At 41.0% G+C, this 12,223-nt stretch carries 10 protein-coding genes; 2 read left to right on the plus strand and 8 right to left on the minus strand.

Annotated elements, in window-relative coordinates; genetic code table 11:
• Positions 1-2: 2 nt before the first annotated feature.
• From FTV13_RS09025 to FTV13_RS09035, 3 genes are read right to left on the minus strand one after another with little or no spacing between them, the layout of a single operon-like run.
• Positions 3-767 carry a glycosyltransferase family 25 protein gene (locus tag FTV13_RS09025; protein WP_180011832.1) on the minus strand — a complete coding sequence of 255 codons (765 nt, stop codon included), beginning with the start codon at positions 765-767 and terminating at the stop codon, positions 3-5.
• A 9-nt stretch (positions 768-776) separates the two neighbouring features.
• Positions 777-1,751: a stealth family protein gene (locus tag FTV13_RS09030; protein WP_180011810.1), complete on the minus strand. Its 975-nt coding sequence runs from the start codon at positions 1,749-1,751 to the stop codon at positions 777-779.
• Positions 1,752-1,805: 54 nt separating this feature from the next.
• Positions 1,806-2,579, minus strand: coding sequence for a glycosyltransferase (locus FTV13_RS09035; RefSeq protein WP_071320474.1), 774 nt, complete (start codon positions 2,577-2,579; stop codon positions 1,806-1,808).
• A gap of 183 nt (positions 2,580-2,762) precedes the next feature.
• On the opposite strand from FTV13_RS09035, the gene FTV13_RS09040 reads away from it, so the two are divergent.
• Both FTV13_RS09040 and FTV13_RS09045 read left to right on the plus strand, forming a co-directional pair.
• Positions 2,763-3,932, plus strand: a complete 1,170-nt coding sequence (locus tag FTV13_RS09040) for a nucleotide sugar dehydrogenase (RefSeq protein WP_180011813.1) — start codon at positions 2,763-2,765, stop codon at positions 3,930-3,932.
• Positions 3,929-4,951, plus strand: a complete 1,023-nt coding sequence (locus FTV13_RS09045; protein ID WP_180011814.1) for an NAD-dependent epimerase — start codon at positions 3,929-3,931, stop codon at positions 4,949-4,951. Before FTV13_RS09040 ends, FTV13_RS09045 begins: the two co-directional genes overlap by 4 nt.
• A 70-nt stretch (positions 4,952-5,021) precedes the next feature.
• Here the strand turns inward: FTV13_RS09045 and FTV13_RS09050 are convergent, their stop codons facing one another.
• The 5 genes from FTV13_RS09050 to yjgA all read right to left on the minus strand — a co-directional run bounded on the left by FTV13_RS09050 (position 5,022) and on the right by yjgA (position 12,223).
• Positions 5,022-5,891, minus strand: coding sequence for an ATP-grasp fold amidoligase family protein (locus FTV13_RS09050; RefSeq protein WP_071320433.1), 870 nt, complete (start codon positions 5,889-5,891; stop codon positions 5,022-5,024).
• Between the two features lie 87 nt (positions 5,892-5,978).
• The gene (locus tag FTV13_RS09055; RefSeq protein WP_180002350.1) at positions 5,979-6,905 is read right to left on the minus strand and encodes a branched-chain amino acid transaminase; all 927 of its coding nucleotides are present in this window, start codon (positions 6,903-6,905) and stop codon (positions 5,979-5,981) included.
• A gap of 24 nt (positions 6,906-6,929) precedes the next feature.
• Positions 6,930-9,680, minus strand: a complete 2,751-nt coding sequence (glnE, locus tag FTV13_RS09060; protein WP_180011834.1) for a bifunctional [glutamate--ammonia ligase]-adenylyl-L-tyrosine phosphorylase/[glutamate--ammonia-ligase] adenylyltransferase — start codon at positions 9,678-9,680, stop codon at positions 6,930-6,932.
• 86 nt (positions 9,681-9,766) lie between these two features.
• Positions 9,767-11,035 carry a sensor histidine kinase KdpD gene (locus FTV13_RS09065; protein ID WP_180011816.1) on the minus strand — a complete coding sequence of 423 codons (1,269 nt, stop codon included), beginning with the start codon at positions 11,033-11,035 and terminating at the stop codon, positions 9,767-9,769.
• A 654-nt stretch (positions 11,036-11,689) separates the two neighbouring features.
• Positions 11,690-12,223 (minus strand): ribosome biogenesis factor YjgA, encoded by a 534-nt coding sequence (yjgA, locus tag FTV13_RS09070; protein WP_005232100.1) that lies wholly within the window; start codon positions 12,221-12,223, stop codon positions 11,690-11,692.

Genomic DNA, 12,223 nt, shown 5'->3' on the forward strand with positions numbered 1-12,223 from the left:
ACTTACTTTGAAGCCATTAAGTGTCTGAGTGCATAATAGCGATCACGCCACATGCGCTTTTGCTTCTTCAAACCATGGGACAACCCACGATTTTCTTTTTGTTTACGTGATACCCCTTGGGAAGCGACTGTCCCTAAAATATCACTGTCTAAACCTGCAGGTCGAACCAAGGCTGGCCACACACCTAATCCCTTTCCATTTTTACTCAGCCAGGTCTGAAAGAAAATATCGACAGGCATATTTATGTGCTTACCTGCTTCTAAAAATGCTTGAGCACCTTGGCGTGACCAGATCAAACCTAATCCGCGAATTGGAAAATAAAAAGCATGCCACATGCTCATATCTTCAATCTGGGTAATATCTTTCGCCAGCTTTTTCTTTTTGGCTGCAATATTGATTAAGTACCAATCTAATTCTTTATGCTGATCCAGATATTCCAACACACCATCCAGCTTTGTTTTAAAGTCTGGATTAATTTTCATATCATCTTCAAGCACAACCAGATAATCTGTATCAGTATTCAGAAACTTCTCTGCGCAACCATAATGACTCAGATAACACCCCAATTCCGAGTTCATCAGGCTACGTCCAAGAATCTGTTGCGCACCTTGATCATCATAGTTGGCAAATTCAGTTAAAGCCTTGCCGCGGCCATCGACTGCAGAGAAACGCTCAAAAGGCCAGTGCACTGCATCTAGTTGCTGAGTCGCCCGTTCAAGCCGTTCATGACTACCATCCAGATTAATCAGATAAGTAATTACTTTCATCATGAACCTCTAAGCTAAAATTGAATTTGGCAAATAACCAGCCAGTTTTCTCTGCATGGCATTACTGATCTGCTTTGCATCTGCTGGCTTCAATTGATCCAGACTCTGGATACAACCATATTTTATTGCAGAATTATCTAAAGCTGAAACGAAACTGTCGAGGCTATCTTCATTTTTCAGATAAGCCAGTTCAATATCCGGCTTCAGCTCAGCTTGCTGCTTTTGAATCTTGATATGATTCATCAGTGAAATGGGATTAAGCTGCTCTACACTGCGGAACTTGTATTTAATCTGGGTTTCCAGCAGCTGCGGATGTTCCAATAAATAATCTTTCAAAGCATAACGATCGACAATATGTGGATAATGATGGATCTCAAAAAACTTTTTGAAACCCAGGATATCTGCCCCTAACATTTGTGCAATCATGTGCTTCGGCTGAATCGGCTTGCCAAATTGACGCTGCAAAAATTGGCGATATTTTAACTTTGTTTTCAACGCAAAACTGCTTTGCCAGTGGCCATAGATCACCAAATGATTACCGTTTAGAAAATCTTCTGGCTGCGCAGTTGAATTAAAGAAAAAGTCATCATTCAAATAAATAAAGTAGTCTGATAATCCTTCAATGTTCCAGAGCATACTTTCAATGGATCGGGTATTGAAAGTGGGCAAATGCTGCTCATAACCTCTAAAAATTTCCCGATGATCCACTACACGAATTTTATCGGCAGTACACAGGCCTTGTGCAGTAAATTCATCAATAAATTCTGGGCGCTGGTTATCGGTCACTACAAAAATATTGCGGCAAAAAGGTACATATTTCAGGATTGAAGCAATGTTGTAGTAGATTTCATTATTACTGGCGAAACGGGTGTCACTGACTGCATCTGATGCATCTTCACCAGTCAGATATTTATGCCGTTTCTTTTTTAATTCCAGATCATTGCCATCCACCCAGGCAATTACAATATCAATTTGCTGCTGCATTTACTTCATCACTTTAAAATAGGTACCGGATTGCTTAATTACTATACTTAATAATTATTGCCACGCATCCTTGATCCATTGCGATGGCAGAACATAACGGTACCATTTACCACCGCCGCCGTTAATTGCGTCAGGTGGATTGATTTCACCATGGAAAATAATAATTTTGACGCCTTCGGGCTTCACAGGCGGCTTGAAATAAGCCATTGGAATTTTTTGCAGGCAGTGATATTTATAGCTCTTGCACCAGGAATCCGGCCAGTAACTCAGTTTCTTTTCCTGATCGACATACCAGGATAAATAAGCCTGCTCATTACGAAACTTCTGACGGATTTCATCAAAATGTTCACGGAAATATGGCATTAAACCAGGAAAAGCTCCCAGCTTGAAACGATAAACCGAGCTATTCCCGGTAATACGCCATGGACGTTTCCAGTCATGAATAATCAGGAAATCACCCGGATGGGTAAAGAAACTGTCAATATTATCGACAATCACAACATCTAAATCGAGGAAAAGTGCATTTCCTTTTAAACCATATAAATCAGGTTCAAAGGTCGATAACTTATTCCAGCCACGTTCAGGACTACCTGCTGGCAAGGCCAATGGCGGAATAGGAAAACATTCAACAGCAGGATCAATGCCCTCGGTACGGTCTGTCAGACACACCATTTTAAAGTCAACCGTAGTATGACGCTTGACCATGTTGTATAAACGATTGACGTACTCTGCCCCATATTTGGTGCCCCACTTCATGCATAGCACAATATTCTGTTCAGACTGTGTATGAGCCTGACCTGACAGTGAGTCGTTTACGTTTTCCTGCATGTATTCATCTTCCACCAGCATTCTGCGCCATATCATACCATCTCTAAAGCAAAGTTACTCCCCCGCTTTTCAACACCTTCATAATACTCAAAATACTTTATGGTATGATATGAAACCGCCTTGAGAACACCACTATTGGCTTGGGCTCTGGCTCCCCTATTAAAAATACATAATCAGGTTGATATGAAAATAGCAGTTGCAGGCACCGGTTACGTCGGCCTTTCCAATGCCATGATCTTCTCACAACATCATGAAGTCGTGGCATTAGATATTATTGACAATAAAGTTGAAATGTTAAATCAGAAGATTTCTCCGATTCAGGATCCTGACATTTTAACTTTTTTAAGTGAAAAGCCACTAAACTTCCGTGCAACAACTGACAAATATGAAGCTTATCAGAATGCTGATTTTGTCATTATTGCGACACCGACGGATTATGATACCAAAACCAATTATTTTAATACCCAAAGCGTCGAAAGCGTTATTCGTGATGTGACCGAGATTAACCCTCAAGCGGTCATGATTATTAAATCTACGGTTCCTGTAGGCTTCACCAAAACGGTTAAAGAAAAATTTAATACAGAAAATATTATTTTCTCTCCAGAATTCTTGCGTGAAGGTAAAGCTTTACATGACAACCTTTATCCATCACGTATTATTGTTGGAGAGAAGTCAGCGCGTGCTCAACAATTCGCAGATATGCTGATTGAAGGTGCAATAAAAAAAGACAGTCCTGTTCTGTTCACTGACTCAACCGAAGCAGAAGCAATCAAGTTATTTGCCAATACCTATCTGGCTATGCGCGTAGCTTTCTTCAATGAACTGGATACCTATGCACAAACGTTCGGTTTAGATACTCAGCAAATTATTGAAGGTGTCTGTCTGGACCAACGAATTGGCAATCACTATAACAACCCTTCCTTTGGTTATGGAGGTTACTGCCTGCCAAAAGATACCAAACAGCTATTGGCGAACTATAGTCAGGTACCTAGCAATCTGATTCAAGCTATTGTGGATTCTAACCGTACCCGTAAAGACTTTATTGCCGATTCTATTTTGGCAAGGAATCCGTCGGTGGTCGGGATTTATCGACTGGTTATGAAAAGTGGCTCAGATAATTTCCGTGCCTCTGCCATTCAAGGGGTAATGAAACGCCTTAAAGCCAAGGGGGTTGAAGTCATTGTTTATGAACCGGCATTAAAAGAAAGCGAGTTCTTTAAATCTGAAGTGATTACTGATTTAGAAGCCTTTAAACAGCGGGCAGATGTGATTATCACCAATCGTCAATCCAAAGATTTGAGTGACGTTGAAGATAAAGTGTATACCCGTGATATTTTTGGAGGCGATGAATGAAAATTCTGGTAACAGGTGCAGCAGGTTTTATTGGATTCCATGTTTCCAAAAAGCTTTTAGAACGTGGTGATGATGTGGTCGGTTTTGACAACATGAATGACTACTACGATCCAGCTTTAAAACAGGCACGTGTAGATCTGCTAACTCAAACAGCGGAACAGCAGTCGGGGCAGTTCGACTTTTATCATGCCAACCTTGCAGATAAAGCCGCAGTTAACAAGTGTTTTCAGGAACATCAATTTGATCGCGTGATTCATCTTGCTGCACAGGCAGGCGTACGTTATTCGCTTGAAAATCCGATGAGTTATGTGGAAAGCAATATTGTCGGTTTTACCAATATCATTGAAGCCTGTCGCTATGCCAAAACACCACATCTGACTTATGCCAGTACCAGTAGTGTGTATGGTGCCAACACCACCATGCCTTTTAGTGAAAAGCATGGTGTCGACCATCCGATCCAGTTCTATGCAGCAACAAAGCGTGCCAATGAATTGATGGCACATAGCTATAGCCACCTCTTCAAACTGCCAACCACAGGCTTGCGCTTCTTTACTGTCTATGGTCCTTGGGGGCGTCCGGATATGGCTCTCTTTAAGTTCACCAAGAACATTATTGAAGGCAAATCTATTCCAGTTTTTAATCACGGCAACCATACGCGTGACTTTACCTTTGTAGTGGATATTGCTGAAGGTGTGATCCGTTCTAGCGATCAAATTGCTGAACCAAATCCAGCTTGGGACAGCAACCACCCTGATCCATCTACAAGCAATGCACCATTCCGAATTTTTAATATCGGCAACAACTCACCAGTGAAACTGATTGAATATATCCATGCCATTGAAAAAGCAGTCGGCAAAGAAGCCATTCTGGACTTACTGCCACTACAACCCGGTGATGTACCAGATACTTTCGCTGATAGCTCAGCACTAGAACAAAGTGTAGGTTACAAACCTTCTGTTTCTGTTGAAGATGGCGTAAAACAGTTTGTTGACTGGTATCGCGATTTCTATCAGGGTTAATTATATTTCAAGCACTTTAAGCTCAATCGAACTTAAGGTGCTGATATAAATAAATCAAATTGCTACTTATTTACCAAAGTAGTCCTAACGTTTCATCCCACTGTTTTGGTTCAATCACCATACGACCCGCATTCGGTGTTAAGGTAATTTCACTAAAATATACAGTATCTTTCGTTAATAAAAAATCTATCCGACTATAACCATACTTAAAACAAAGCTGTTCAGCGAGTTCAAGCATCTTCACAAACTCGACTGGCTCTTTCACATCCAGAGGTGTGTTTTTCTTACCATCTACAGTAAAAGACTGAAGCTCCCACAATGTATTATAAATATTGGAGTACTCAATACCATCTGCACCTGTGATATCCACTTCTATAAACTTAGGTTTCCCCTGAAAACAATGCACTCGACATGTTGTAATCGTCGATTGTGTAATTTGATCTACATATAATTCAACGTATTTTTCAATCATAATTTTGGGAGTGATATTCTTATAATGCCACTCTCTTTTTCTGTAATACATGTTCATACTTAGACTACGATTCATCTTCTTTTTCACATGAGGCATGTCTAAAGTATCTTTTTTTTTGCATATGACAGCACTACCACTATCATGTGTACATTTCAGAACAAATTGCTGTGGTAAAAGATCAAATTTAATGTCTTCAAAATAATGATGAACACCTAGAAGTGGAACTAGGTATTGTGTGCCTATACGATTCGCAACCAAATCACGCACTGCATGCTTATCTGCCAAAACCGTATAGAAAGGACAGCGATCATAAATCATCCGAGCAGTCACTTTTTCATTAAACGTTTTAGGCTCGTTAAAATCAGGGACATACCCTAATTTTTTAATGAATCTTTTCTTTAAATATTGTTTATCTGATACAAATAAACTTCTAACAATTTTTGCCTTATAAATTAACGTATTTAACATTAGAATAAATCATATAACCCTCATTATTATGAGAATTATAACAAATAAAAAAGGACTCGAATGAGTCCTTTTTCTTTATAAATCAACTTATTTTACGTAAGTTAACCAGTGAGCATATTTAGGGTCTTTACCCTGAACTGCATCAAAGTATGCTTTCTGGATTTGAGTGGTGATTGGACCACGTACACCTTCACCAATTTGACGGTCATCATATTCACGGATTGGCGTTACTTCGGCTGCAGTACCAGTGAAGAAAGCTTCATCTGCAATATAGAATTCGTCACGGGTAATACGGCGTTCTACTACTTCATAGCCAAGATCTTTAGCAATAGTAATAATCGATTGACGTGTAATACCATCTAATGCACCACCAGCGATGTCTGGAGTGTGAATTACGCCATCACGTACCAGGAATACGTTTTCGCCTGAACCTTGGCATACATAGCCTTGTGGATCAAGCAGCATTGCTTCGTCATAACCAGAATGTGCCACTTCTTGGTGAGCAAGAATCGACAATGTGTAGTTACCAGATGCTTTGGCCTTACACATGGTCACGTTTGGATGATGGTGTGTGAATGATGAAGTTTTTACACGAATACCTTTCGCCATCGCATCATCACCAAGGTAAGCACCCCAGCTCCACGCTGCAACTACAGCATGAATAGTATTGTCAGTAGCAGCAATACCTAATTTTTCAGAGCCAATAAAAATAATTGGACGTAAATAGCAAGATGCCAATTTATTTTCACGAACCACATCAATTTGAGCTTGTTCTAATGTTGCATGATCAAATGGAACTTTCATTTGATAAATTTTTGCAGAATTGAGCAAACGTTTGGTGTGTTCTTTCAGACGGAAAATAGCCGTTCCATTCGGGGTTTCATAAGCACGGACACCTTCAAACACACCCATGCTGTAGTGCAAGGTATGTGTTAATACGTGAGTTTTCGCCTCACGCCAGTCTACTAGTTGTCCATCTTGCCAAATGAAACCATCACGATCAGCCAAATTCATGCCACAAACTCCAATTTTTCACAATTATTCACTATCCAGTGCAAATACTGCACTTGGATCAATCAGTCTTTGCCATAACTTGCAAACGGTCTTTCGGGTATCGTGCCAGTCGCTTGCAGACACTTGCATGGATTGATTTGCAAGGGCTAAGCGGTGGCTCTCGGCGCGTTCACGGAGATAAGCTTGAATCAGAGCAGTCGCATCGTCGCTGGATAAGCAACCTGATTTTGCGGCATCCTCAAGGATTCTTACATTGTCGGAGTAATGGGCGAGATCTTTATTCGTCCCACTCCAAGCTAACACCGCATACTGTGCCATAAATTCGATATCAACGATACCACCTGCATCTTGTTTTAAATGAAAAATCCCATCTTTTTTTTGCTCTTTGGAAGAACCCAGATGATCTTTCATTTTCTGACGCATTTTCAGAACTTCACTACGTACATGACAGATATCGCGTTTCTGGGTAAGAATTTTACAGCGTAGTGCTTCAAATGTCTCTCTCAGGCTATCTTCTCCGGCAATGGAACGTGCGCGTACCAAGGCTTGATGCTCCCATAGCCATGCATTTTTCAACTGATATTGCTCAAATGCTTTCAGGCTAGTGACCAGCAGCCCTGCTTCTCCAGAAGGACGTAGACGGGTATCGACTTCATAGACACGTCCATCCAGTGTTTGTGTAGTCATCAGTGACATAAACTTCTGTGCTACGCGCATGGCAAACTCAAAACCGCTAATCGGCTTGAGACCGTCCGTATCAGCCTGCTCACCCATATAGTGAATGAAGACCAGATCCAGATCCGAACCATAGCCCAATTCAATGCCACCGACTTTACCATAGCCAATCACGGCAAAAGCTGTATGTTCTATCGAGCAGCGCTGCCCTTCTGCATCCAGCGGAAAACCATGTCGTTTAGCCACAATCTCATAAGCCAGATGCAGCGCAGCATTCACTGAGACTTCTGCAATGTCTGTTAAGGCATCCGAGACTTTCATTAAAGGACTTTCTGCCAGCACATCACTGGCCGCTACCGCAAGTACATTGGATTTTTTAAACAGGCGCAGCACCCGCATCTGATCTTCAACCTGATCAATTTCGATTCTGAGCAATTGCTGACGCAGGCTATCTTCCAGATCCTGACGTTTAGGCAATTCAAAATCCATTGACAGGAACTCATCCAGCAATACCGGATAATGGGTAAGCTCCTCACAGATCCATGGGCTGACAGTCGCCATCTTGACCAAACGCTGTAAAGCGCCCTTGCTTTCAATCAACATCACCAGATATACCGTACGACGCATGACCGATTCAACCAATGGCATCAGGCGGACCAGTGCAACTTGCGGTTTATCTGATTCAAGAATCGCTTCAATCAGGTAGGGCCAAAATGTTTTTAAACGTTGAATGGCTTTGGCTGGCAGTTTTTTTAAGGCATGTCCATGCCAGAATTCATGTACCAGATTTTTCGCATGATCATCTAAAACTTCATTCAGCTGTTGTTCGAGTTGAGAAAAACTTTTGCCTTGAGGCTCTGGTCCATTTTCCTTGATCAAGTGCTCAAACTGGTAAATCACTTTAGCGCGTTTTTGATCCAGCACTTCCATAAAGGCGGACCAGTCTGAAAAGCCCAAAGTATCCACAATACGTTGACGTAAATCTGGCTCAGTCGGCAAACACTGGGTCTGTTGATCATGCAGCGCTTGAATAGCATGCTCTACCCGGCGCAGGAATAAATAGGCATCTTCGAGGTCAGTCACTGCCTGCTCATCCAGCAGTTCAGCCTCATCCAGATGATTCAGGCTGAGCAGACATTGCCGATCCTGCAATTCCAGCTTGGCTCCGCCATAAATCAGCTGAAAAACCTGCACGATAAATTCAACCTCACGGATCCCGCCTGCCCCAAGCTTGATATCGTCTTCAATATTGCGGCGCTGTACTTCACGCTCAATCATTGCTTTCATTTCACGCATGGCTTCAAAAGCACTGTAATCGACATATTTGCGGAATACAAAAGGACGGGTCATATCCAGCAGTTCATCACCTTCTGGACTCGGATTGACGATGCGGGCTTTGATCCAAGCATAGCGTTCCCATTCACGCCCATGCTGGCTAAGATATTTTTCTAGTGCGGCATGACTGATGGCCAGAGCAGAACCATCACCCCATGGTCGCAGACGCATATCAACGCGGAATACAAAACCTTCAGCGGTGATATGGTCTAGCAGATAGATTAACTTTTGCCCCCATAGAATGCAGAACTGCTGAACATCAATGCATTTGCGCCCATCTGTTTCACCCTGTTCATCAAAGGCAAAAATCAGGTCAATATCACTGGAAAGGTTGAGTTCCTGAGCGCCCAGCTTGCCCATCGCAATGATGATGAGGTCTTGAACTTTACCGTTATAGCCAATTGGCTGGCCATATTTGGCGACTAGAGGAATACGGGCAAACTCTTTGGCAGCGCAAATGCAGGCATCGGCGAAATCAGACAGCTCGCGAGTCAGTGTGATGACATCGGTGAGTTGATTGGCATCCTGCCAGATCCAGCGGAACATCAGGCGGGCACGCAGAATACGTAAGCTACGCATCCACATGGTTTCATCGCTGATATTTAATAGATTGGAATAGATTAAGTCTTGAATCTGTTCAGTGCCGAGTGACCCCTGAAACTGATCAATTGCATAATCCTGATTCAATAGATCTTGATGATTGGCCAATACCTGTTCTGCATACTGACTGGCTCTTAAGGTTTTCTGCAATTGTACCGCGTCCATCACTCGGTGATTCCCTCAAAACTTTTATTTAGTTATAGCAGGAGTTCAGGCCGAGTGGGAACGGTTTTAATAGAAATTTATGATTTTCAGGACTTTTCAGTATGCAGATCTTCAAGTACCAATGCCTGATGATCATTGGTCACTTTAGGTAAATGCACAGTAAAGGTGGTTCCAGCGCCTTCTTTAGAATCTACGGCAATCTGTCCATGGTTCAGGTCCACAAAACGCTTACACAGTACCAGACCCAGACCTGCGCCTTTCTCATTGTCTGTACCTTTTAAGCTCACCGTGAGATTTGGTCTAAACAGATTTTCCATCTGCTCTTCAGTCATACCGAGACCAGTATCCTGAACTGTAATCTTGACTTGCTCACCTTCCATTTCAGCAGACAGAATCACCTGCCCACCCTGATCAACTGGAGTAAATTTCAGCGCATTCGATACCAGGTTCTGCAAGACCGAAGTAATCATATTGATATCAGCATGCACCTTGATATCTTCAGGAACCTGGTCAATCAGTTCAATATTCTTTTTCAGCGCCAGACTTTTCAGTACATCACAAACAATTTTAGTGGACTGTTTTAATTCATAATTAATCGGATGATAAACGAAACGCCCACCCTCTGCCATCGCCCAGGTCAACAGACTTTCTAATAAGTTATATGTCGATTGAGCCGTATCATATAAATAATCCGAAATACTCTGGATACTGGGCTCATCCAGAGTATCACGTTCCTGCGCCAGCACTTCCGAGAAGCCTAACAGGCCATGGAAAGGTGCACGCAGGTCATGAGCAATAATCTGGAAGAATTTGGTTTTACTGAAGTTTTGTGCACATTGTTGTTCGTATAACTCTTTTAGTTCAGTATACTCTTCATTCAGTTTGACTCGCTTGACTAAAGTTTCAGCAAATTGCTGAACAATAATAATAGCTTCCTGATCAAACAGTTCAGTCTGATCATCAAAGAAAACCACCTGTCCTAAAGACTGCCCTTGAGCTGATTTTAAATTAAATGCCACCAGCCGCTGATGAGCTACACCAAGGCTTTTTACATGATCTGATAATTCTGCATATGCAGGATGATTTTGATCGATCACATCCATTTCTTGTAGATATTTAGGGATGTCCACATTCTGTGGTACGTGCAAACCGCGAAAACCGAGCGGACAGCTGTACCAGATATAGGGTTCCGTATGGAATCCAATGATACAGGTCTTAACGCCGAGTACTTTACGCGCGACTTTACAGAAGGTGTCTAATAAATTGTCAGAGGTATAGACACCTAAAATGAGAGATATACGGCACGAGCTTAACTGCTCCGTATTCTGACCGATCTCTAGCAGTTTTAGTTCCATGTCTGCCTCTCTGGATGTTATGGAATATAGAATAAAAATTACAACCGACTAAATTGATACAATCAATAACAAAGATTCTATATTTACTCAACGTTAAAATCTCATTTATCGACCAAAGGATTTGTTAACTTATTTCTCTAAAGATACATTGATAGCTTTAATACCTTGATATTTAAATATTAAGAATTACTTGAAAAAATATTCCTCTTATAAAAAATTACATATAATTATTTGAAATTCCTGAATTCATTTCAAATTGTTTCAATATCATCTGAGTTCTGAAATCTAAGGAAGATAAAAACAGCTCATTTTTCTTCTGATCTTTAGGTAAATAAAAGCTTTTGAATTTTCAAATATATAGAAAATGCTTATTATCACTTTCTGAAAAAATAGATCGCCAATAATATTAACTTTAACCTAAATTTATTTCTATTTTTTAAATATTCTTAATAATCATAAAATATTGAGGGATTTAAATAGTTTATTTATGCACTAAAACCAATTTCTTACGTAATCAAAAATATTAAAAGTTTACATTTTTTTACAGTTAACAATGACTTATAGGAACATTCTTGAATTTTCATGGAAAATAAAAATTAATTAGAGTGAATAAAAAAGCGACAAAATGTCGCTTTTCTTTAATTCAGATTACAATCAGTTATCTGAAATCAGGGCAACTTGCTGCACATAGTTAAACAGCTTTTGCTTTGAGGCTGCCACTTCTTCTTCCGGTGCCTGATTTTTTAGATCACGATGCACACGTAAATAATGCTGACGTAAGGTATGACGCTCTGTCGCATTATAGGTTTTGGTAAATTCATTAATTGCAGGATCACCATCTTTCACGATACGGTCAACCCAACGCTGCAATTGTGCTGTCTTTTTCAAACCCTGTTTCGGAGTCAGATAAGACAGAATCACGGTTTCATTTTCATTACGAAGTAATTTACCAATACGTGAAAATTGACGACGGCGTGCTTCATGTGAACTGATTTGCTGGACATCCAGCAAAGCTTCAATCAGACGTTCTTCAACGGGTAAATTTTTAATTTGTTTCGCACTCAGTTCTGCCAACTGTGCGCCTAAAGCAGCCATACGCTGAACTGCTTTTTTCTGTTCGGTTTTACTTGCGCGTCCCTCTAAAGATTCAAAGTCTTCTTCAGTTAAACTGCTCGGTCGACGTGCCAC

It is taken from the genome of Acinetobacter sp. YH12235 (genome assembly GCF_013417705.1).
Taxonomy (GTDB): domain Bacteria; phylum Pseudomonadota; class Gammaproteobacteria; order Pseudomonadales; family Moraxellaceae; genus Acinetobacter.

Excerpts from the sequence above, each read along its gene's own strand:
- FTV13_RS09025 (WP_180011832.1), bottom strand. The coding sequence starts at position 767 with ATGAAAGTAATTACTTATCTGATTAATCTGGATGGTAGTCATGAACGG.
- FTV13_RS09030 (WP_180011810.1), bottom strand. The coding sequence starts at position 1,751 with ATGCAGCAGCAAATTGATATTGTAATTGCCTGGGTGGATGGCAATGAT.
- FTV13_RS09035 (WP_071320474.1), bottom strand. The coding sequence starts at position 2,579 with ATGCAGGAAAACGTAAACGACTCACTGTCAGGTCAGGCTCATACACAG.
- FTV13_RS09040 (WP_180011813.1), top strand. The coding sequence starts at position 2,763 with ATGAAAATAGCAGTTGCAGGCACCGGTTACGTCGGCCTTTCCAATGCC.
- FTV13_RS09045 (WP_180011814.1), top strand. The coding sequence starts at position 3,929 with ATGAAAATTCTGGTAACAGGTGCAGCAGGTTTTATTGGATTCCATGTT.
- FTV13_RS09050 (WP_071320433.1), bottom strand. The coding sequence starts at position 5,891 with ATGTTAAATACGTTAATTTATAAGGCAAAAATTGTTAGAAGTTTATTT.
- FTV13_RS09055 (WP_180002350.1), bottom strand. The coding sequence starts at position 6,905 with ATGAATTTGGCTGATCGTGATGGTTTCATTTGGCAAGATGGACAACTA.
- glnE (WP_180011834.1), bottom strand. The coding sequence starts at position 9,680 with ATGGACGCGGTACAATTGCAGAAAACCTTAAGAGCCAGTCAGTATGCA.
- FTV13_RS09065 (WP_180011816.1), bottom strand. The coding sequence starts at position 11,035 with ATGGAACTAAAACTGCTAGAGATCGGTCAGAATACGGAGCAGTTAAGC.